Origin of the sequence: Dorea sp. MB18-49, from assembly GCF_023669465.1 — a bacterium.
Taxonomy (GTDB): Bacteria; Bacillota; Clostridia; order Lachnospirales; family Lachnospiraceae; genus Dorea_A; species Dorea_A longicatena.
Map to the genome: position 1 here is coordinate 1 of NZ_JAMOYX010000027.1, position 19,666 is coordinate 19,666.

Here is a 19,666-nt window from a genome sequence, read left to right on the forward strand (position 1 = left end):
GTGGTACGCAAATATATTTTGTGACAGAAAATAAAAAAGATAAAAATAATTATTGACTTTTTTTAGCAGGTTTCATTCATTGTATTATATGCATGTCCGCTTGCCAGCGTATGTGTATGAGTGTCAATCTCAACTCTCATCTTTTAACTCCTTTCCTTTTATTTTTTAGTTCTTTTATTCATGCTTCTTTATTTTCTAATCTGTATCTGATTGTTGCTTTCATTCTTTCTAGCTTTAACACTCTACAATTTTGCAACAGGAAATATTATACAGTATAATTTTCTTTTTTTCCACCTATTCTATTCTGGAAAGCATATTTTCATCATTTTTTACTAAATATCAATTATTTATTCGTATTTCTAATGAATGTAAGGAGTTTTTATTATGAAAGATGTAAAACAATCTACCCGCTTAAGACCTCTGACCAATCAGGAACTGATTGATTCTTATGACTATCTTTCCGGTGCCGCCTCGTCCCAGGATTGTACCGGCCTTATTCCATCTGCCCCTCTTTCCGAAGCAGAACTTGATTCTTATGAAGAATTGTACCCGTTTCTTCCTCCTGTTCCTCCGGCTTCCGATATAAAAGACAACAACGAAGCCCCTGAAGATACATCTGGTATCACCGGATAAAATCCTCTAAAATCCATTGTTTAAATTTCTTTTTTCCTTGACATGCCTCTTAATCACGACTAATCTTATAGAAGAGTTTAAAACAATGAATTATTGAGAGGTAACTGATCATGAAAAACATACTAATGATAGCAACCGGTGGTACGATTGCATCCAAAGAAGGGGATCTTGGACTGACACCGGCTGTAACAGGCGAAGAACTGGCAGCCAGCGTACCTGGTATCAAAGATATCTGTCATCTGGAAATACTTCAGCTTATGAATATCGACAGCACGAACATGCGCCCGCGCCAGTGGCTGATGATCCGCGATGCGATCATGGAAAATTATAATCATTACGACGGCTTTGTCATCCTGCATGGAACAGACACCATGGCATACACCGCCGCTGCCCTGTCTTATCTCATTCAGGACAGTGTAAAGCCGATTGTACTCACCGGTTCCCAGAAACCGATGGCCAATCCTTATACCGATGCGAAGATCAATCTGTTCCAGAGCATTCTGTATGCTGCCGACGATCTTTCCTGCAATGTCTGCATTGTATTTAACGGAAAAGTTGTCGCCGGAACACGTGGACGCAAGCAGCGCACCAGAAGTTTTGATGCCTTTGACAGTATGAACTTCCCGGAACTTGCCATCATCCGTGACAGCCGCATCATCCGTTACTATACGGAAAAACGTCCTGCTCCGCAAGATCTGAAATCTTACGCAAGTCTTAATGACCGTGTCTTTGTGCTGAAGCTGACACCGGAAGTCAAAGCTGAGATTTTTGATCTGCTGAGTGGTCACTATGATGCTATCATCCTGGAAACCTTTGGTATCGGCGGTATCCCGGAATATGATGATTCCTTTGAAAAGGCAATCTTCTCCTGGGTTGATTCCGGCAAGACGATCGCCGTCACCACACAGGTGCCGGAAGAAGGCTGTGATCTTGGTGTATATCAGGTTGGGAAAAAATTCAATAATTATAAAGGAATCCTTAAGTCCGATGATATGACGACAGAATCCATTGTTGCGAAACTGATGTGGATTCTTGGTCAGACGGATAAACAGGATGAGATTGCACGGTTATTCTATCGCGAGATCAATCACGACAGAGTCTGATTTTTTTGTTTTATGCATTATGGCGGCTATCACCGACTGGTGATAGCCGCCATAATAATAACAAATTAAAATTCTACAACTACTTTATCGCTTTCTTCTCCAGCTTCCTCATGTGTTTCAGATAGATGAGTAACAACAACCCTCCGGTAAAGATCCACGATGCAACATACACATTCATCAGCATCTCATATGTCGGAACCATCTTAAAGACAGTCAAAAGCCAGATTACACGGAATACCACTGTTCCAAGCACCGTAATAATTGAAGGTTCTAAAGATTTTTCCCATTGTATTACCCTGAATTTTTAATAATGTTCCAACTTATCTTTTGTTTTTGATATTTTTCCTACTTATCAAAATCTACTTCGAATGTTCCTTCCGGTGTTTTCATTGTCAGAACTCCCAGATTAAAATCCTCGTCATTAATAGTAATATGATATTCAAATATCACATTATCCTCAAATTTCGAAAGCAGCAGATATGTCCCATTTTCTTTTCCGTCAATCTGATCACAGATATCATCATATACATCTGCTCCGGAAATCTGACGTGGATATCCCGATTCCTTTATTTTCTTTTCAATCAATTCATATAATTCGTTCATTTTTTTCTCCTTTGATTTTCCTTATTATGATTTATTTTTCTCTATAGTAATGCCATATATTTTTCACGCCTATTGCCTTCATACCCCCCCATCTTTGCAGGTTCCTGCCATCTCATACCCCATTGATTCATAATACTGATTAAGAAATGGATTGTCGATGGAACAGTCCAGACGCACTCTTTCTTTGTGATCATTTACTGCCAGTGCTTCGACAGCTTTTATGATTTCTCTTCCAGCCCCTTTTTCAGTCAGGTCGATTACAAAATTGTGCAGATAACCATTGTTGTTCCACTGATTAATTCCTTTTTCGTTCATCCCCTGAATCTGCTTCAGATACAGACTGAATATTTCTTCTACCTCTGTCTGATCTGCCTTCTTTAATACAACTTCATCTTTAAATCACCTTATACCTTAACCATCTTCTGCTATGGAATCTCCATGTAAATATTACTGCACGCACTGTCCAGTCGGCAAACATACCGATCCAGACGCCCATCGGTCCAAATCCCAGAAATCGGATCAGTATCACGCACAGACAAAATCGGCACAGCCACATGACCAGACACGACGTGATCATAGAAAATTTTACGTCTCCCGCCGCACGAAGTCCGTATGCCGGAACAAATGCCAGCGTCCATACAATCGGCTTCACAAGCGTAATCCAGGTTACCATATGGAAACACATCTTTGCACTTGCAGGCTCCATGCCGCCAAGAGCTGTCACAGGCCTGGTCAATGCAAATACCAGCAGGCAGCTTACAATGATTGCCACTTCTGCGATCACACTTAATTTTTTTATGTAATAGACCGCCTCGTCTTTTCTGTCCGCTCCCATACACTGACCTACAATTGTCATCAACCCTACGCCAACTCCGATTGCCGCCATTCCATTCAGATTCTCCAGAATATTTGTCATTGCCTGGGCTGCGATTGCAGTTGTACCTAATGTTGATACGGTAGACTGTATCGCCAGTTTTCCAAGCTGGAACATACTGTTTTCCACACCGGACGGAATTCCAATCCCGAGTATTCTCCGGATCATCGCCCAGTCCGGACGGATTTTCAGGTAATCTCTTACCACAATTGGCTGCCGGTCTTTTCTTAATTGAATCAATACTACCACTGCACAGAATATACGGGAGACCAGTGTAGAAATTGCCGCACCCGCAACTCCCATATGGAAAATCCAGATCATAATTGCATTTCCAACAATATTCATCGCATTCGATATCATGGAAATGAGCATTGGACCCTTCGTATTCTCCTGCGCGCGAAAAATGGATGCCGCCGAATCATATGCCGCTATGAACGGAAATGAAATAGCTGTATAAAAGAAATATGTCTCTGAGGCTCTCATAACGTCAGCTTCTACTGAACCAAAAATCAGGCGCAAAAGCGGTTTCTTAAATCCCAGACATAACACACTGACTGCGATCGAGATGGCCGTGATGATGAATAACACCTGTCTTGCAGATTCATTCGCCATCTTTTTATTCTGTTGTCCGATATACTGTGAACAGACAATTGCTCCTCCTGCTGCCAGTGCCGAAAATGCCTGTATCACAAGAATATTGATAGAGTCCACCAGCGATACTGCCGAGATAGCTGCAGATCCAATATTACTTACCATCATCGTATCTGCCGTTCCCATAATTGAATTCAATAACTGTTCCAGAACGACCGGTATCAGAATACCGGCGATCATTTTATTTGAAAACATATGCTGTTGTTTCACTTTTTCTGTCATCACTTTTTCTGCTCCATAATATGAATGATTTCTTTATCCGTCTGCGCCATCCCCTGATTACCGATCTGTGCCATATGACGGATACAGTCTTCCGGTGTCTCTGCACAGATACCGTCACTCACACGAAGCGGCGCATCATGAACGGCCGTCAGCGCACAAAGCAGGGCTGCCGATGATCCTGCTGCAACCTTCATTGCACAGCCGACCTTTCCGCCGTCACAGATCATTCCCGTTACCGTCCCAGACATATTTCGCACCGCATACCCAAGCTGTTCGTCACTGCCTCCCAGCAGGTAAGCAATTCCTACGGATGCAGCCGTTGATGATGCCATGACACAGGAGCACATCGGTGACAGCTTTCCTATATAAGCATTGATATAACGGTTCACCAGGTGAGCAATTGCAAGCGCACGCACCTTTTTCTCCATTGACACTCCCAATGCGTCTGCTGCTTCACTGACCGGCAGGATCACTACCAGACCTTTTGTTCCCGCACCGGAACTGCTCATCGTCGGCAGCGGACAGCCGTCCAGACGGCTCTCGGCTGCCGAACTTACTTTCAGCATAATTCTGGTCAGCAGATCATTCTTCAACACCTCTGAACCTTTTTCACTCCGAAGCGTATCTGCAATTCCTACTCCGACTTTCTTATTTTCGGAATAAGCTGCCAGTCTTTCATTCATTTCCACTCCATCCATCAGGAAATGTAATTCTTCCTCTGAAGCTGTATCTGCAACCTGGCGGATCTGTGCAATTGTCATCTGTTTCAACGTCTCAATCAGAGCATTATCTGATGCCTGTCCGTTTTCCTGATTTTTTTCATATATAATCTTTCCATTTTTCTCCAGATATACAAGATTCGTATGTGTTCCTCTGATGACCGATGTGATCATATCTGCTTCTGTCTTGATCTTACATTTCACATACAATCCCTGCTCCTGCTCTTTAATCTTCACGGATACAGCAGCCATACCGCACAGTTCTTTCATCTGTTCCAGAATTTCCGGTGTGATATCTTCCAGAAGTTCCAGCCCTTTTTCCGGATTCTTAAGATATGCTCCCAGTGCTGCTGCATATGGAAGTCCTACATAATCACAGCCTGGGATTCCTGCCGACATTCCATTTTTATAGATTCCTGCATTTACTTCCACTTCTATCGAGCGGATCTTATTTTCCGTCATTTTTCCTGCATTTGCTGCGCACAGTGCTACACATACCGGTTCCGTGCAGCCAAGTGCCGGAACTACATCATTCTTTAAAAGTGTAATCATTTCTTCTTTTTTTAACATATCTCTTCCCCAAACTTTTTATTTCGACCAGGTTGGTTCTTCCTCTCCTGTATAGGCAAATCTACCGTCATTCTTTTCTTCCAGTGCTTTGATCATATGATAGGTATATTCATTATATGGTGTTGGAATCCCCAGTTCTTTTCCCATACGCATCAGCGCTCCGGAAAACATATCGATCTCCGTATGACGTCCTGCATCCAGATCCTGTAATGTGGAATAACGGGCCTTTGGCGGAACCGCACTTCCCCGTCCGGACATTCTGTCCGCTTTACTGATGTCAATTCCTTTCGCTTCTGCAATTGCTTCCAGTTCTTTTTTCAAACCATTCTGAATTGCTTTCATATGTTCACTGTCCCGGTAACAGCCAACACCTGCTCCCAGGATTGCCTGTGGCAGATTATTGCAGACATTCAGACGAAATTTACACCACACTTCTTCTATTGCATATTCCGTTGAGCGGTAATGGATTCCCGTACCGACAAACAGTTCTTTCACCGCCTTTACCCTTTCACTTTCGTATGGGGCTTCATATTCACCGAAGATGATCCCAAGTGTTGTCTCCGGATCGAAATGATATCCGTCCGCTTCTCTGTGTGACGCTACTTTAATCACAGCCGGAAGAATGTGTGACTTTCCAATCTGTTCTGCGATGATCTCTTCGCTGTCCACGCCATTCATCAGGCTCATTACACTGGTATCTTTTCCAACTATTTTTCGGATGCTTTCCAATGCTCCCGGTAATGCACCGTATTTTAACGAAACGATCAGGAAATCCACATTTTCTGCTTCCTCTGGTGTCCACACCTCCGGATGATAGACCTTTCCGTTGATCGCACAGCCCTGACGGCTCAGTCTTTCCTTTCTCTCTCCTTCGGCGATCACGCCAAGCTTTATATCTTCACGGTTCGCAAGTCCCCAGATCACATAGGAACCTACCGCACCTGCACCTAATACTGCAACTGATGTTATCTTCATGATTCTTGTCCTTTCATGTTCTGTCTCTGTTAATCCTCAGAATCGTCCGCCAGCACCTTCTCTTGCATACTTTTGTATCTACATGACCTGCCACTGGCAGCTCCTTACGAACACATGGCGATACCCAAAAAATGGCTGCAATCAGTTCCCTGACTGCAACCATTTTATCACATTTTTTATACTTCGGTAGGATTATTTCAATTTTCCGTATTCTTCATCGGATACTGCCTCGCACCATTCATTGGAAGTCTCTTCTCCCGGAACTTCTACTGCCCATGCCTTCGGCCATCCTGCATAGAATCCCACGTGTGTGATCACTGCTGCGATCTCTTTCTGTGTCACTCCGTGATCTTTGGCGTTCTGAAGATGGAATTTCAGGGAAGAATCTTCTTTCAATGCTTTCTTTGTTATCCCTGCTGTCCATTCGCCTGACGGATCATATCTTCTACAACGATATCAAAGATTTCTCCAACAGAATTGCAATACTCCAGTATCTTCCACGGCTCATTCGTATGAAAATGAATCTTCACCAGATCTTCATCACCTGCTGCGATCAGACTGTTACCTTCAAAATGTTCTGTAATATAATCTGCGATATCATCTTCATCCAGATCTTCGTCTCTTCTCTCGATCAGTAACTGTGTATCGTAACGATATGCGAACTGATCATCTTCTGCATCAATTGATTGAACTCCCATCTTTCTTATCCTCCGTTATCATTCCAAAATTCTTTACATCGGTGTTCCTACTTCGATCAGATTGCCATCCGGATCATAGAAACGGACCACCTTCTGCCCCCAGCTGTGTGTCATCAGCCGGTTGACATACCTAATATTAGGATACAACTTTTCAAGCTTTCTGGCAAATGCTTCGATATCCGGTTCTTCGAAATATAACTCACTGGCATGATTTTCCGGAATAATATCCTTATTCAGAACTTCTTTCCATATCTTTTCGTCCTGAAGTACCAGGCCTTCCGTTAATATCACATTGCCGTCATTGTCAAGAATTGTATTCAGTCCGAACAGGTCATGATAGAATTGTTTGGAATGTTCGATATCTTTTACAACAATTAATATATTTTTTAATCGCATTTCTTTTCTCCATTATGCATTGACTTTTCCCGGATTTCATTTTCCCTGAGCTTTATTTTATCCAGACTTTATTTTCCCTGCTCTGCCAGATATTCTTCTGTCAAAGCTACGGCATCTGCGATACACTGTGGACAACTGCAGAGAACTTTTCCTGTCTCCACACCTTTTAACTCCCGGCAGATGCAGGAACCATTTTTCTCTTTGAATTTTTCTACTTTGCTTCGGATCTTCTTATATGTATCCCCTTTGGTTCTGGATCCTTCTTCTGTGCCTCCCTGACTGTTATCAAGGCCGATGATCATTGCCATTCCAGACAATGCACCACACATCTCCATCACGCCCATACCCAGACCAAAACCTTCTGCGATACGAAACATATCGTCTTCACTGATTCCGAATTCTTTGCAAAATGTACAGGCTACTGCCTGGGCGCAGTTGCATCCTCTCTGGTGTAATTCTGCTGCATGTTCTGCTTTTGTATTCATGTTAGTCTACTCTCCTTTTGGTTATATATTTTTACTTTTTATTTCATTTTTAGTTAATTCTTATCTATCTCCGTTTCCGATCTTATTCAGATTATTCATGCTTGCCGCTTCCAATGTATTTAATTGTTGTACCGTTAACTGTCGTAATAATTTCATCCGTTCTTTCTGATTCTTATTCTGATTAATCAAAATAGCATTATAACTCTCCTAATTTGCTAGTACCAACCTTTCCCCATTGCCCCTCCTGTTATAATATCGCATACTTTATTAAACCAAATTACTATTATTTAATATATTTTAACATAAAACTATACACAATTGCAATTATTAGTTAATAGCAAAAAGTAAAATCAATACGCCCAACACCTTTCATTGACTTTTCCAGATACTCAGATTACAAAAAGAAGCCAGATTTCTCCGACTTCCTTTCAAACTACGATTTCTATATATTCTTATTTCATAATCAGATTCAACACACCTGTTGACTGCAGGAATAAAATCATCATAATGACTGGCATAATATAACGCATCATCACATTATATAACTTTTTACGCTTGAATTTTTTGCCATTCAGTTCCATTTCCTCCGCAATCCATGACGGTTTCATGATCCAGCCGATCAAGATTGCTGATAACAGTGAGATAAACGGCATCATAAAGCTATTACTGATATAGTCCATGATATCCAGAAGCTGTCCCGTACTTCCGTTTGGAAGTGCAACTTCTACATAGAAGACGCTGTATCCAAGTGCGATCACTGCTGTTGCGATCAGGTAGATCACCGATAACACTCTGGTCGTCTTCTTACGCTCTGTGTGGAATAATTCCATACAGTTTGCGGTAATGGATTCCAGTACCGAGATGCAAGATGTTAACGCCGCAAATCCTGCCAGCACGAAGAACAGAATTCCGATGATTCTTCCTACCACTCCCATACAGTAGAATACTTTCGGCAATGAGACAAACATCAGTCCCGGGCCTGCTGACATACCATCCAGTCCGGAGAATACGAATACTGCCGGAATGATCATAACACCGGCAAGGAATGCAACTCCTGTATCCATAATTTCAATCTGCGATACCGCTTTGTTCAGATCTACATCTTTCTTTACATAAGATCCATATGTAATCATAATTCCCATAGATACACTCAGTGAAAAGAACAACTGACTCATTGCATCCAGTGTGATCTGAAGGAAACGTCCAATCGTGATTCCTGTCAGATCCGGTTTCATATACACCTTCAGTCCCTGTAATCCTGTACGGACCGTTCCGTCATCCAACGTAGTCTTTAATGTAAGTGAGAAAATTGCGATTCCAATTACCATGATCAACAGAACCGGCATGATAAATTTGGAAACTCGTTCAATTCCCTTTTCTACTCCGTTATATACGATCAGTGCAGTCAGGAACATAAAGATCAGTCCATACCATACGGAAGACGGAGAAGAGATAAATGAAGTAAAGCAGTTATCTGCTACTGCCTGCTTTCCTGAACTTGTAAGATAGATCACGATATATCTTAAGATCCATCCACCAATCACCGCGTAATAAGTCATGATCAATACCGGAACCAGGAATGTGATCACTCCAAGAAATTTCCATTTTTTTCTCATTGATTCATAGGCATAGATTGCGCTTTTTCCCGTCTTGCGGCCAATTGCTATATCTGTAGTCAGTAACACAAAACCAACCGTCAATACCAGCACAAGATAGATAATCAGGAAAAGTCCTCCCCCGTCTTTTGCTGCCAGATATGGAAAACGCCAGAGGTTTCCCACGCCGACTGCGCTTCCGGCTGCTGCAAATACGAAGCCAATCTGCCCGCTAAAGCTATTTTTTTGTTTCATACTCTTTTTTCCTCTCATTTTTTCGTTAATACTTCAATATTTTACCACTAATTCATAGAAAATAAAACAAAAAAGACCAGTGGAGACGTGAAAAAGTAGCTTTTTTTCTGTCCCCACTGGTATTTCTGCTATCTACAGGCTCCAGTCTGCTGCCATTAGCTGTGTCTTCGCATAATCCGGTGCAACACGAAGTACTTCTTTGATCAGTCTCCATATAAAGTAAAATGGAACAAGTGCGACGAATGCACTGATTGCCGCAAGTATCCACGAAGCAACTGCCAGATACTTGTAGTTTCCGGCAAACTCAAACAGCCGTTGAATGGATGACGGTTTTTTCTCTGTTTTTTCCGCCATAGAACTTCACTCCTTTATCTCATTTCATCATAGTTATAACGTAATATAACTGCTGTTACGTTCAGTAAGTCAGAAGTATCTTTTGTGAGTTTTATCTAACCACAGGTAAAAATAATTGACTGCCAGTTACCTGTGCCTTCTATCACCATTTTTCAGCAGATGCACAGTAACACTATAGCAGTCTGTTTATTTTCTTTTTTAAGACCAATGATACACCTATGATTCACAGCCTTCTTTGTATATAATGTCCCATCCGGCGCTGTGATATTTTTCCAGCATGACCACATATTCTTCAGCCTCTTCTTTGGACATATCGTGCCTTACCACTTCGAAAAAGCTTTCAAATAATGCCTTATTCATAATGTGCATGAAGTTTTTCGTAACCGGCTTTCCTCCTTTAAAATGAAGTCCGGTCGCTTCCATGAACTTATATGTATATTCTGTCTCGATATCCACCAGATGTTCTACAAAGTTCTGGAACTTCGTCCCATAGGAACCATTTACCAGAAGTTTGAACTCTTCGAAATGCTCATACATATATTCCACAAACATCTCCATACCCTGCTGTGCGAAATCATCTAACTGTTTTGCCTGCTTATCCGGGTCTGTCGCATGGAATCTCTCCTGCACACTTACAAACTTCTCTGTAAATTCTCTCGCTACCGGTTCTACGATAGCGGGAAATAAATCCTGTCTATTGATATATTTTCTCGATTTTCCATCACTGTTTTCTTCTTTCCGAATATACTATAAACCATAGAATATATTTCACCGGGAGGATCTTATGAAAAAGCGTATCACTGCACTTCTTTTACTCCTTACACTATCTGTCACTTCACTTTTTGCATGTACATCTGCTGACAAATCGGAATCCGCATCAGACAAAACAGCAAAAACTTCAAAATCCACAAGTACTAAAAAACAGGAACTGACTCCTGTTACATTAAATGAAGTAGCACACTCCATCTTCTATGCTCCGATGTATGTGGCAATCGAAAAGGGATATTTTGCCAACGAAGGAATCGATCTTTCTCTCGTGACTGGTTTTGGAGTTAGCTAGTTAGTACAAGACATATTATCTGAACTGAATAGCCTCGATACGTAATTCCTGTCCTACAGTTCCAAGCGTTGCTACTCCGTCTGCTTTTGTCCAATCTGTCCATCCGGAACTCTGGATATGAACACGGTATTCGAAGTCGCCTTCGAAGCATAAGCATTCGATACGTTTCTTTTCGCCTACAGTACCGATGATCGTGTCTTTAGTGATCGTACCGTAATCCACCCAGCCTTTACTCTGGATGTGAGCTTTCGCCTTAATGGTCTTTCCGTATGGGTTGATCCGGATTGCCTCCAGACGTAATGCATGACCGGTGATACCGATCACATTCTCTGCGGCTTTTGGCGACAGCCATCCTTTGCTCTGTACGTGCGGTTCGACGGAGAACATGGATTTTTTAATCTGCAGTGCTTCCATCTGCAGTCCTTTTCCGGTCGTACCTGCCCATTCTCCGTTATTGGCCCATTCTGACCAGCCAATGCTCTTCTGGTGGACCCTATACAGATAGAACGATTTCTTTCCGGTGATCCGGATTGCTTCCAGTCTTCTGTTCTGTCCGGTGGTTCCGATCAGTGTGTCCTTCTTGATGTTCTTGTATTCTTTATTACCGATTTCTTTCATATGAACTACAACGTCAGTCTCTCCGTCTGGCTTAATATGAAGCGCTTCAATTCTACGATTCTGACCAGTAGAACCAACCATTAAGCCATCGGACTGCCAGTTGCCCCATCCAATGCCTCTCATATGAGCCTGGTATGAGATTGCGCCGAACTTATCAGTCTTGTTCTGGAATACTCCACCAGCCTTAATCTCTCCGTCGATTGGTTCTGCTTTCTTCTTAACTGGTGCTACCGGTGCTGCAGACGTGATGCCGAAAGCTTTAAGGATTCCTCTTGCCAAGTCATCGATCTTGGAATTGAATTTGTTTAAATCTTCATGATTTGAAATAAATCCGTTCTCCAGCAAACGATAACTGTAACCTTTTGTAGCTGCACGATTGACATTTGCAAGGTGTGCTCTGCCTACAACCTTGTTGGCTCTTCCAGGGAAGAATGAACCGATGAAGTTGGCGAGTGCCGTATCGTACTGATCCGGGGAGTATCCTTCCTTGATGATTACGTGACCACCTTTGGCTGTCGATACTCCACTGTCCATGTGAAGTTCCAGAATCTGATAGCTTTTTGGAATATTCAGCGAGCTGATGCCTTTGTCGGCGTACCAGTTCCGACTCACGTCTCCCAGAGTAACATTACTTCCTCCGTATGCTACAATTCGTCTTGCAAGTGCCCGGACTCTCTCTGCTTCTGTGTAACCATATCCAACAGCTCCACTGTCACCGGCTCCGTGTCCGGCTATTAAAAATAAATGTGCCATAATTGCTCCTTTCTGTGCGACGTCGCACACACTATATAATATGTTAGAGGACGATTATTCGCCCTCTGCGTTACATTCCGGTAATCCAGCAATGCTGGTTAATAATGACAGGATTCCTGACAGAATCGATGCCGATAACACAAGCTTCGCATCTACCTGCCCAAGTGCTGTTGCTGTGCCGATCGTTGCTACTGCAGTCTGTGCTACAGTTTTGACTGCTCTGATTCCTGCTTTCTTCATCCATTTTTTGGTATCTACCGATACTTTAAATACGCAATTTTTAAACATAATTATTCCTCTCTTTCCGGTGGCTCTGTAGGCAATTCCATAAGCGCATGATATATCTGCGTGCCTACACCATTCCCTTTTAATGTGTGATATTGTTTATATTCATCTTCCAGTGACTGCTTGACATACAACGGGCAATATCCATAATCGTCGTGATACTTGTTGTACAGTCGTATCAAATCCGCTCTGAGCAGTGCGCGTATTCCTTTTCGCATAGCAATCACTTGATAATATATGTATGCAATGGCTGATACTACAAACGACAGGAGCGCCCAATTTTCTGATAAAAACTTAATCATGTGTGTCCTCTCTTTGTTTCATGGTATAAAAATAAGACCTCTAGGGTCTTGCTCGGATGTAGGTCATAAAATCACCTCAATGAAATGTGCGTACGGTTTTCATTTTGAATTAGTGAATTAAGTAGTAAAAATATTTACTGAAATCAACACCTGAAACTTCCTTCTTTTCTGACCATACACTGAATGTATCATCTTCACCATAGGCTCTGACTCTTACTTTTGCCCCATCCATACCTTCCATGATGAATTCATGCAGTTTTAATGTGTCCTCTTGCGATAACTTAACAGTCAGTGTTTTTCCTGCACACGTAAGCTCCGACAAACTCTTATCAATCACCACTGATTGATTTTGTGATATCGTAACATACGCCTCTGCAATCAGATCTACTTCAAACGGCAGAGCAAACTCAAGTATCGGTGTAGTTCCTCTTATCATATAATCACCGCCTCACTATTTATCGTTTGCAAGCTCTCCCATTCCGGAATCTTCCAAGATTTCTTTTACCTTATCTTTCAATAATCTTGGTACCTGATCATAAGTCTTCTTTCCTAACATAATCTGCTGTGCCCATAACATTGCCATCATTTCTTTACCTCCTGAATGTTGTAATAATATGAATAAATTTGTTAATAAAGTTACCATTACTGATATACCAACTCTGACATTTCCAGAATACAGCCCTGGAGCATATCCATGCTCTCTTTCAGATCTGCATTTTCTTTCTTAAGAGCCTCCAGTTTGTCTTCTGGCGTCTCGCCGGACTTATAGAGCACTACCCCTAAAATGCCGGCTGTATATTTCACGATTGCCTCCAACTGCGAAAAGTTTTCATAAGTTTCAATGGTTGATTCTCTTTCCTTGATGATCATCTTCTTGGTCTTCATGCCATCTTGAAAGATTGTCTTCAGATTCTCTTCAGTTTCTGATATTGTTTTGATCAGCAGGCTCCCGTCCGGCCGGGTGCTCGCTGACTGGATGGTCAACTCTGTTGCATCATTGAATGTAATTTTCATAATTATGTATATCTCCTTTCTGTGTAAAATAAGGATTTGTCCAACCAACTTGCCGAGATTAGCAAAAAAATGACTGGTAAGTATGCCTACGCATATAGCGCTTATCTGGATAACGAAAAAAGCACAAAAACATCGCTGACACTTAATAGAATCAAGGCGACAGGGCATGGCAGAAAATGTATCCTAATGTGCTTTGGTGCTATGAAGGTAACAACTTTGACAGCAAGGCTGAGCGTCTATGTAAATGGTAAAGAAAGTTGTTCCGGAATAACATCATCCACAAGCTATGTGCCGGTATTTGACAGCAACATTATAACTCTTCCGGAGGGCGAAAACACGATTGAGCTAAGACTGTCAGCACAAGCGAATGCAGCTACTGCATATATTGGACGTTATCACAAACTTGGCTTCATTGTCGCAGAATTATAATCCTTATTTTCCGAAATAGAATATTACATAATTTATTCTAAAGCTGCCAGCATAAGCATTCCGATCAAATACTGCGTTCCATGCGCCTTTTGAGTAGGAACTGCCTACGTGTGCTGGTTGAACAGAAGCATCTCCGTTAGCCATTGATACTATCGTGTTTTCATTATTAGAATCGTTTACGCCAAGCGCTGCATTTATCTCAGAATTGGTAAACACCTGTACAGATGTGCTAGCTTTTGCTGTTACAATTTTTGATCCGCCTATCATTTTAGTTATATTCTTATTGACTGATTTTACGGATGTTATATTTTTATTTAATTCAGCAACTTTATTGGACAAATCCTTATTTGATCCAATGACTTTAAACATCTTTTTTACTTCTGTAATATTAAGTCCCTCAATAATAACTTGGTACATTGGCATATCTGCCACATAATCACCGGCCTGAATATCCCCCTCTGTATATTGTGGTGCTGCCGGGTTTGATTCCGCCGGTGTTCCCTGTATAACTTTCAAGTCAAGACTTTCTATTCCATTGTCTTGATTCTTTTCGTATCTTGCAACAATCAAATCAACACGTTTCATTCCCTGACTACCATTGGTGATAGTAAGAGAGTCATATGTATTTTTCTTGATTGATGCTGTGCACCCTTGATGCATCAACACGCCGTCTCTGATTTTTATTTCATTGTTGGAAGATACCTCTGCTGCCAACTGCATTCCAGTCCGCAGTACATAAGATCCTTCTCCCACAACTCCAATATTTACATCTCTATCCTGTTCTGATGTTACATGGGGCTTTCCTGTATATCCTGTAATTATTTCCATTATGTCTCTCCTTCCAGTTTATACACTACTTTTTCTTTTCCGGAGGATATTGTCCATATCTTTCGGCCAATCGGTTTCTTCATGCTAATTCCGGTTAGATAATCTTTTCCTCCAACAATATCTCCTAAATCGATATTTCCCTCCAACTTAGTCATGGTCATGTTGTAAGACATACTTGACTTCTTGCTTTCCAGTTCCTTAATTCCATTCTTAATCAGGTCATCTCTTTCTGATCCGCTGCTATCATATATAGCCACAATTTCCTCTGCTCCCTTAAAATATTGCTGAGTCTGCGAAATTGCACCGTTCTGATCAGTGTATAGATGTATAACCAACCTGTCCTTTAAATCTCCTTTTCCAAGGCAAATCAGATGGTTGATTCCGCGCCGGTTATCGTCAGTTGTGAAATTCATGTTATTATCATTGGTCAGCTCATATTCTGATGACAGATCGTTGATTGGAACAGCGCTCACTTTCACATATCCGGCCATACCAACATCACCTTCTTGGTATCTGATATCCAGTCGATATCCTACTGATTTCAACATCTTAACCAGTCCAGTATGCAAGGTACAATATCGGTCATATTGATAATTGTTCACTACAACACCCGTATCTGCAGTAACGCCATAAAAGAGTCCAGGGAACTCAGCTTCAACCTTGGATTTTATAATTGAATTAAGTTCCCCAGATGCTGTTGCGTAATCCTGGCCACTTAATGGCTGTATAATTTTTTTAGTCATCATTCCACGCCAGGTATCTCCTTTTGCGCGGATTACATTGGTACTTGTATCGGTGCTGATTTCTCGGACAATTCCGCCATACTCAGTATTCGATGAAAATACTCTAGTTCCATATCTAATAGACCCATCCCAATTCCAACGCTTAAGCTCAATCTCAAAATCATTAATACTGTCGGCTTCATCAGCTCCGACTTCGAAATCTATATTTGCACCCTGGACATAGCCGATCTGCCTTCCGTATTGATCTGTTTTGATGAGATCCATTCCGGTACGCTCCTTTCTTTGTACACCACAATGTCGAAGCCAAACTCTCCACTCCAATTTATCAAGATGTCTCCTGACGGAATTTCCGTGAATATAGAATTGCCTGTTGCTTTCTTATAAAAAATGTTCTGTTCCGTACCATTAGCAAGTCTTTTTATAATTATTTTCTTATGTGAATCAACAACAATGTATTCATGTGCTTCAAGCGTGTCATACACTTGATAGACCTGTCCGGCAATTATGATTCTTGGATTCGCACACGGGCCATAGATAGTCATCTGAAAATTGCTACTTCTGTAATGATCTACATACCAATGCTCTGTTCCGGATAATGGTTTTGAATAGTCATATTGATAATCATATGGGTAATCTAAGAAGTTATAAATTTCCCCCTTGTCTGCGCTATCCGGATAGAAGCTCTTAGATTCTTCCTCTGCCCACATAGGATATGGACAGTAGATACCGAGTTCCATGTCTGTCCAGCAGTTCCGGGTAGATGACACTTTGCTGGACATATCCTTAATATAACAATCAATATAATAGTTTCCAAACCATATACGCCCTGGAGTAAGATTTACAACGTCATACTCAAAGCAGTTTGTCAACTCATCCATCTTGGCTTTGCGTACTTCCAGTGGTCCACGGAATGTTAATGTGATTTGATATGTTTTTGGTTCTTTTTCAAACCCGTATACATCTGCTCCAATTTCCTGATCCGTGGTCATTGGTTTCCATTCATATTCATGGAAATAACCGGACGTTGGTCTCATCCGGTTACCCACAAGATTGTATTCTTTCCCATTAGAGCACACATATTTGATTTCTATCATTCGAATACAACCCCCATATCTCTTAATGCTCGAATCAGCTCTCGTTCGCTTACATCTCCGCTTGGTTTTCCATCTATGATTGCAATAATCGCTCTTAATAATGCAATTAAAGTATCAAGTCGGCTTGACGTCTCATTTCCTGATGTTCTAGAGCTGTTTGCCCCCTGTAAATCATAATTCAAATTCGCGTTTGAGAACGGGCTTGTAGCAATATCCTGTAATTTGGAAACTGCAGAAGTAATGGAAGGAAGCTCTCCTATAATTCCTTTTGCAAATCCAGTGTCAATCATCTCTCCGACATATATACCCCAACGAGAAGGAGAATGGATTCCGAAGAACGACAGTACATTATCCTTAAAACTTCCAAGCAATCCCTTGACAGCTTCCCACAACATATGTCCTGCATTTCTAAGTCCATTCGCAATTCCCTGGATAATATTGTGACCAATAGTCCCCCAATCAACATTTGAAAACGCGCTTCGAATTCCAGAAATAATTTGAGGAATTTGTCCTATTAAAGTCGGTATTCCTCTGACTAATCCTGCTGCCAGCTTCCCGATAATCTCAAGGCCAGACTGTAATATCTGTGGCAGATTTTGTCCGATCGTAGCTGTAATTTTAGCAATTGCCTGTGCTGCTGCTATCGCAATTTGTGGTAAATTCTTTATGATTCCGCTCGCAAGATTCATAATCAATTGTCCACCGGATTCTAATAGCATCGGCAATGCCGGCAATATAGCACCTGTAAAGCTTGCTATTATTGTTCCAGCCATCGTTATAATTACCGGAAGATTCTGTAATATTCCATTTGCAAGATTAGTAACGATTTCTACTCCTTTGTTCAACAGCTGCGGAAGTTGATTTGAAATCGCATCCGACAGATATGTCACAAGCCCATTCCCCTCTATTCCAAGTATTTGCAGCGCCGCACTATTAATACTCCATGATAATTCGCTTATTATCTGTTGTCCTACCGCACTCCAATCCATATTGATCAGTGTCTGTGCAATTGACGCAACCAGATACAGCACTTCTTCTATTAAAAATGGTGCCTGTTCCAGAATTGCTGCAGCTAATCCCAAAACAATTTGACCGCCTTGCTTTACTATCGCGCCCATATTATTTGATGCCATATACATGCTTCTTGTTATAATACTGGTGATTCCAGCTATCACGTCCGGCAAGGCAGATAATACATTTCCTACAGCCGGCAAGAGATTTCCAACAAAAAATGTAATCGTAGTTTCTCCCAACGCCTGCAGTGCTGGTCCGACATCCATACCAAGGGCAATCTCCCCCATAACATTTTTAGCAGCTGCTTTCATAGAGGCGAAAGAACCGGATATGGTTGTTGCCGCTTCCTTAGCTGTTGTTCCGCTAATATCCAACTGCCCTTGAATTACATGAATAGCCGAATATACATCCGACAAATTGTTGATGTCGTACTTTACACCCGTAATTTTTTGAGCATCAGCAAGCAGGCGCTCCATCTCTGTCTTAGTACCACCATAGCCTAATTTCAAGTTGTCCAACATGGTATAATTTTGTTTTGCAAAACCTTGATAGGCATTCTTGATATCTTCCATGTTGGTTCCCAATTTATTGGCATTATCAGACATATCAGTCATTGCCATATCGGCTACGTCAGCCGCTTTAGATGTATCATTACTAAGGCTGGACAGGAGGCTTGCTGAGAAGCTTGTGGTTAATTCCATGTAATCATTAGCACTCATTCCAGCTGTTCTGTAAGCATTTGCAGCATTTGCCTTGACCTTATCAGCACTATCCTTAAATAGTGTCTCAATTCCACCAAGGCTTTGCTCAAGATTTGCTCCCTCACTGATTGCTGATCCTAGCGCTTTTCCAATTGCTGCGGTAGCAATAATCCCTTTTAACTTTCCGACTAATTTACTTCCAAATGAAGCCCCCGCCGGTTCCGCCTCTGGGTCTATTGCCTGTTGAATTTTTCCACCGATTCCCTGTGCAGACGGAATAATCTGCACATATGCTTTTGCAAGTTCTGTAGCCACTACTTCTCACCTCCTGTCAGTCGTCTCCACTCATCGTCAAAATCTTGTCCTGTATCAAACGTTTCGATTACGCTTTCTGTAGTTTTCTTTTCTCCCATCAGCGCCTCTACCAATGATTTTGGACGATTAATTCCTTTTACGCCGTCTGAACTATTCAGCCATGCAATTGCCCTCGTATTATCAGCAACCAGCGCCAATAGTGTTTGGTCTGTTGTAAGTTTTGAATCAGATATTCTCATTCCGATTCTTGAATCAGGCCTCAACCCACACGCAAAAGTCCCCACCGTCCGTAACGGAAGGGACTTATAGTCATAAATGCGATATGTTTCTGCAAAATCACAAATCAACGCCTCTTCATCTACGTTGATCATGTGGGC

At 41.6% G+C, this 19,666-nt stretch carries 28 protein-coding genes and 1 pseudogene; 4 read left to right on the forward strand and 25 right to left on the reverse strand.

From position 1 onward, the window contains the following. The first annotated feature begins 384 nt into the window (after positions 1-384). Positions 385-633, forward strand: coding sequence for a hypothetical protein (locus NCY30_RS09100; protein WP_006428907.1), 249 nt, complete (start codon positions 385-387; stop codon positions 631-633). Positions 634-743: 110 nt separating this feature from the next. Continuing rightward, on the forward strand, positions 744-1,736 hold the full coding sequence (locus tag NCY30_RS09105; RefSeq protein ID WP_250818644.1) for an asparaginase: 993 nt from the start codon (positions 744-746) through the stop codon (positions 1,734-1,736). A 79-nt stretch (positions 1,737-1,815) separates the two neighbouring features. Here NCY30_RS09105 and NCY30_RS09110 read toward each other — a convergent pair whose 3' ends face one another. The 14 genes and pseudogenes from NCY30_RS09110 to NCY30_RS09170 all read right to left on the reverse strand — a co-directional run bounded on the left by NCY30_RS09110 (position 1,816) and on the right by NCY30_RS09170 (position 10,763). Beyond that, positions 1,816-1,977 carry a hypothetical protein gene (locus NCY30_RS09110; protein ID WP_250818645.1) on the reverse strand — a complete coding sequence of 54 codons (162 nt, stop codon included), beginning with the start codon at positions 1,975-1,977 and terminating at the stop codon, positions 1,816-1,818. Between the two features lie 104 nt (positions 1,978-2,081). Beyond that, entirely contained in the window at positions 2,082-2,339 is a 258-nt protein-coding gene (locus tag NCY30_RS09115) for a hypothetical protein (RefSeq protein WP_250818646.1), read from the reverse strand. Between the two features lie 78 nt (positions 2,340-2,417). Beyond that, a complete protein-coding gene (locus tag NCY30_RS09120) occupies positions 2,418-2,654 on the reverse strand; it encodes a GNAT family N-acetyltransferase (RefSeq protein ID WP_250818647.1) in 237 nt (78 codons plus the stop codon). A 79-nt stretch (positions 2,655-2,733) separates the two neighbouring features. Continuing rightward, on the reverse strand, positions 2,734-4,086 hold the full coding sequence (locus NCY30_RS09125; RefSeq protein ID WP_195369464.1) for an MATE family efflux transporter: 1,353 nt from the start codon (positions 4,084-4,086) through the stop codon (positions 2,734-2,736). Further along, the gene (locus tag NCY30_RS09130; RefSeq protein ID WP_250818648.1) at positions 4,086-5,375 is read right to left on the reverse strand and encodes an L-cysteine desulfidase family protein; all 1,290 of its coding nucleotides are present in this window, start codon (positions 5,373-5,375) and stop codon (positions 4,086-4,088) included. The genes NCY30_RS09125 and NCY30_RS09130 overlap by 1 nt, the downstream gene beginning before the upstream one ends. 18 nt (positions 5,376-5,393) lie before the next feature. Next, positions 5,394-6,350, reverse strand: coding sequence for a ketopantoate reductase family protein (locus tag NCY30_RS09135; RefSeq protein WP_250818649.1), 957 nt, complete (start codon positions 6,348-6,350; stop codon positions 5,394-5,396). A 267-nt stretch (positions 6,351-6,617) separates the two neighbouring features. Next, positions 6,618-6,737 (reverse strand): annotated as a pseudogene (locus NCY30_RS15360) (carboxymuconolactone decarboxylase family protein); the annotation flags it as partial. Between the two features lie 20 nt (positions 6,738-6,757). Then, on the reverse strand, positions 6,758-7,048 hold the full coding sequence (locus tag NCY30_RS09145; protein WP_006428917.1) for a hypothetical protein: 291 nt from the start codon (positions 7,046-7,048) through the stop codon (positions 6,758-6,760). Between the two features lie 33 nt (positions 7,049-7,081). Then, entirely contained in the window at positions 7,082-7,444 is a 363-nt protein-coding gene (locus NCY30_RS09150) for a VOC family protein (protein ID WP_055180144.1), read from the reverse strand. Between the two features lie 68 nt (positions 7,445-7,512). Further along, entirely contained in the window at positions 7,513-7,929 is a 417-nt protein-coding gene (locus tag NCY30_RS09155; protein WP_006428919.1) for a C-GCAxxG-C-C family protein, read from the reverse strand. Between the two features lie 60 nt (positions 7,930-7,989). Continuing rightward, positions 7,990-8,118 (reverse strand): hypothetical protein, encoded by a 129-nt coding sequence (locus tag NCY30_RS15095; protein ID WP_256171826.1) that lies wholly within the window; start codon positions 8,116-8,118, stop codon positions 7,990-7,992. A gap of 263 nt (positions 8,119-8,381) precedes the next feature. Continuing rightward, on the reverse strand, positions 8,382-9,779 hold the full coding sequence (locus NCY30_RS09160) for a sodium-dependent transporter (RefSeq protein ID WP_022415374.1): 1,398 nt from the start codon (positions 9,777-9,779) through the stop codon (positions 8,382-8,384). 132 nt (positions 9,780-9,911) lie between these two features. Beyond that, positions 9,912-10,133, reverse strand: a complete 222-nt coding sequence (locus NCY30_RS09165) for a hypothetical protein (protein WP_055180142.1) — start codon at positions 10,131-10,133, stop codon at positions 9,912-9,914. A gap of 216 nt (positions 10,134-10,349) precedes the next feature. Then, positions 10,350-10,763 (reverse strand): hypothetical protein, encoded by a 414-nt coding sequence (locus NCY30_RS09170; RefSeq protein ID WP_022415372.1) that lies wholly within the window; start codon positions 10,761-10,763, stop codon positions 10,350-10,352. Positions 10,764-10,917: 154 nt separating this feature from the next. Between NCY30_RS09170 and NCY30_RS09175 the strand changes: the two genes are divergently transcribed. Beyond that, positions 10,918-11,193 (forward strand): ABC transporter substrate-binding protein, encoded by a 276-nt coding sequence (locus NCY30_RS09175; RefSeq protein ID WP_173787720.1) that lies wholly within the window; start codon positions 10,918-10,920, stop codon positions 11,191-11,193. Between the two features lie 15 nt (positions 11,194-11,208). Here NCY30_RS09175 and NCY30_RS09180 read toward each other — a convergent pair whose 3' ends face one another. The 6 genes from NCY30_RS09180 to NCY30_RS09200 form a co-directional block, all read right to left on the reverse strand. Then, positions 11,209-12,564, reverse strand: coding sequence for an N-acetylmuramoyl-L-alanine amidase (locus NCY30_RS09180; protein ID WP_250818650.1), 1,356 nt, complete (start codon positions 12,562-12,564; stop codon positions 11,209-11,211). Between the two features lie 54 nt (positions 12,565-12,618). Continuing rightward, a complete protein-coding gene (locus NCY30_RS09185; protein WP_250818651.1) occupies positions 12,619-12,852 on the reverse strand; it encodes a holin in 234 nt (77 codons plus the stop codon). A gap of 2 nt (positions 12,853-12,854) precedes the next feature. Continuing rightward, a complete protein-coding gene (locus NCY30_RS09190; protein ID WP_250818652.1) occupies positions 12,855-13,151 on the reverse strand; it encodes a hypothetical protein in 297 nt (98 codons plus the stop codon). A 109-nt stretch (positions 13,152-13,260) separates the two neighbouring features. Further along, on the reverse strand, positions 13,261-13,587 hold the full coding sequence (locus NCY30_RS09195) for a hypothetical protein (protein WP_250818653.1): 327 nt from the start codon (positions 13,585-13,587) through the stop codon (positions 13,261-13,263). Positions 13,588-13,602: 15 nt separating this feature from the next. After that, positions 13,603-13,737 (reverse strand): CD1375 family protein, encoded by a 135-nt coding sequence (locus tag NCY30_RS15100; protein WP_284709562.1) that lies wholly within the window; start codon positions 13,735-13,737, stop codon positions 13,603-13,605. A gap of 56 nt (positions 13,738-13,793) precedes the next feature. Then, the gene (locus NCY30_RS09200; protein ID WP_195465035.1) at positions 13,794-14,165 is read right to left on the reverse strand and encodes a hypothetical protein; all 372 of its coding nucleotides are present in this window, start codon (positions 14,163-14,165) and stop codon (positions 13,794-13,796) included. A gap of 69 nt (positions 14,166-14,234) precedes the next feature. On the opposite strand from NCY30_RS09200, the gene NCY30_RS09205 reads away from it, so the two are divergent. After that, complete coding sequence (locus tag NCY30_RS09205; RefSeq protein WP_250818654.1) at positions 14,235-14,594, forward strand: hypothetical protein; 360 nt, start codon at positions 14,235-14,237, stop codon at positions 14,592-14,594. 3 nt (positions 14,595-14,597) lie between these two features. Here the strand turns inward: NCY30_RS09205 and NCY30_RS09210 are convergent, their stop codons facing one another. Genes NCY30_RS09210 through NCY30_RS09230 form a run of 5 tightly spaced genes read right to left on the reverse strand, consistent with a single transcriptional unit; the run spans position 14,598 to position 19,660 of the window. Further along, positions 14,598-15,422 carry a hypothetical protein gene (locus NCY30_RS09210; RefSeq protein WP_250818655.1) on the reverse strand — a complete coding sequence of 275 codons (825 nt, stop codon included), beginning with the start codon at positions 15,420-15,422 and terminating at the stop codon, positions 14,598-14,600. After that, a complete protein-coding gene (locus tag NCY30_RS09215; protein WP_250818656.1) occupies positions 15,422-16,429 on the reverse strand; it encodes a siphovirus ReqiPepy6 Gp37-like family protein in 1,008 nt (335 codons plus the stop codon). The genes NCY30_RS09210 and NCY30_RS09215 overlap by 1 nt, the downstream gene beginning before the upstream one ends. Beyond that, positions 16,366-17,259, reverse strand: coding sequence for a hypothetical protein (locus NCY30_RS09220; RefSeq protein WP_250818657.1), 894 nt, complete (start codon positions 17,257-17,259; stop codon positions 16,366-16,368). Before NCY30_RS09220 ends, NCY30_RS09215 begins: the two co-directional genes overlap by 64 nt. Next, entirely contained in the window at positions 17,256-19,289 is a 2,034-nt protein-coding gene (locus NCY30_RS09225; protein ID WP_250818658.1) for a phage tail protein, read from the reverse strand. The genes NCY30_RS09220 and NCY30_RS09225 overlap by 4 nt, the downstream gene beginning before the upstream one ends. Next, entirely contained in the window at positions 19,289-19,660 is a 372-nt protein-coding gene (locus tag NCY30_RS09230) for a DUF5361 domain-containing protein (RefSeq protein ID WP_250818659.1), read from the reverse strand. Before NCY30_RS09230 ends, NCY30_RS09225 begins: the two co-directional genes overlap by 1 nt. Positions 19,661-19,666 lie beyond the last annotated feature (6 nt).

Excerpts from the sequence above, each read along its gene's own strand:
- NCY30_RS09200 (WP_195465035.1), bottom strand. The coding sequence starts at position 14,165 with ATGAAAATTACATTCAATGATGCAACAGAGTTGACCATCCAGTCAGCG.
- NCY30_RS09145 (WP_006428917.1), bottom strand. The coding sequence starts at position 7,048 with ATGGGAGTTCAATCAATTGATGCAGAAGATGATCAGTTCGCATATCGT.
- NCY30_RS09165 (WP_055180142.1), bottom strand. The coding sequence starts at position 10,133 with ATGGCGGAAAAAACAGAGAAAAAACCGTCATCCATTCAACGGCTGTTT.
- NCY30_RS09155 (WP_006428919.1), bottom strand. The coding sequence starts at position 7,929 with ATGAATACAAAAGCAGAACATGCAGCAGAATTACACCAGAGAGGATGC.
- NCY30_RS09105 (WP_250818644.1), top strand. The coding sequence starts at position 744 with ATGAAAAACATACTAATGATAGCAACCGGTGGTACGATTGCATCCAAA.
- NCY30_RS09210 (WP_250818655.1), bottom strand. The coding sequence starts at position 15,422 with ATGGAAATAATTACAGGATATACAGGAAAGCCCCATGTAACATCAGAA.
- NCY30_RS09130 (WP_250818648.1), bottom strand. The coding sequence starts at position 5,375 with ATGTTAAAAAAAGAAGAAATGATTACACTTTTAAAGAATGATGTAGTT.
- NCY30_RS09195 (WP_250818653.1), bottom strand. The coding sequence starts at position 13,587 with ATGATAAGAGGAACTACACCGATACTTGAGTTTGCTCTGCCGTTTGAA.
- NCY30_RS09190 (WP_250818652.1), bottom strand. The coding sequence starts at position 13,151 with ATGATTAAGTTTTTATCAGAAAATTGGGCGCTCCTGTCGTTTGTAGTA.
- NCY30_RS09150 (WP_055180144.1), bottom strand. The coding sequence starts at position 7,444 with ATGCGATTAAAAAATATATTAATTGTTGTAAAAGATATCGAACATTCC.
- NCY30_RS09120 (WP_250818647.1), bottom strand. The coding sequence starts at position 2,654 with ATGAACGAAAAAGGAATTAATCAGTGGAACAACAATGGTTATCTGCAC.
- NCY30_RS15100 (WP_284709562.1), bottom strand. The coding sequence starts at position 13,737 with ATGATGGCAATGTTATGGGCACAGCAGATTATGTTAGGAAAGAAGACT.
- NCY30_RS09135 (WP_250818649.1), bottom strand. The coding sequence starts at position 6,350 with ATGAAGATAACATCAGTTGCAGTATTAGGTGCAGGTGCGGTAGGTTCC.
- NCY30_RS09230 (WP_250818659.1), bottom strand. The coding sequence starts at position 19,660 with ATGATCAACGTAGATGAAGAGGCGTTGATTTGTGATTTTGCAGAAACA.
- NCY30_RS09115 (WP_250818646.1), bottom strand. The coding sequence starts at position 2,339 with ATGAACGAATTATATGAATTGATTGAAAAGAAAATAAAGGAATCGGGA.
- NCY30_RS09220 (WP_250818657.1), bottom strand. The coding sequence starts at position 17,259 with ATGATAGAAATCAAATATGTGTGCTCTAATGGGAAAGAATACAATCTT.
- NCY30_RS09180 (WP_250818650.1), bottom strand. The coding sequence starts at position 12,564 with ATGGCACATTTATTTTTAATAGCCGGACACGGAGCCGGTGACAGTGGA.
- NCY30_RS09185 (WP_250818651.1), bottom strand. The coding sequence starts at position 12,852 with ATGTTTAAAAATTGCGTATTTAAAGTATCGGTAGATACCAAAAAATGG.
- NCY30_RS09205 (WP_250818654.1), top strand. The coding sequence starts at position 14,235 with ATGACTGGTAAGTATGCCTACGCATATAGCGCTTATCTGGATAACGAA.
- NCY30_RS09100 (WP_006428907.1), top strand. The coding sequence starts at position 385 with ATGAAAGATGTAAAACAATCTACCCGCTTAAGACCTCTGACCAATCAG.
- NCY30_RS09160 (WP_022415374.1), bottom strand. The coding sequence starts at position 9,779 with ATGAAACAAAAAAATAGCTTTAGCGGGCAGATTGGCTTCGTATTTGCA.
- NCY30_RS09175 (WP_173787720.1), top strand. The coding sequence starts at position 10,918 with ATGAAAAAGCGTATCACTGCACTTCTTTTACTCCTTACACTATCTGTC.
- NCY30_RS09125 (WP_195369464.1), bottom strand. The coding sequence starts at position 4,086 with ATGACAGAAAAAGTGAAACAACAGCATATGTTTTCAAATAAAATGATC.
- NCY30_RS09215 (WP_250818656.1), bottom strand. The coding sequence starts at position 16,429 with ATGGATCTCATCAAAACAGATCAATACGGAAGGCAGATCGGCTATGTC.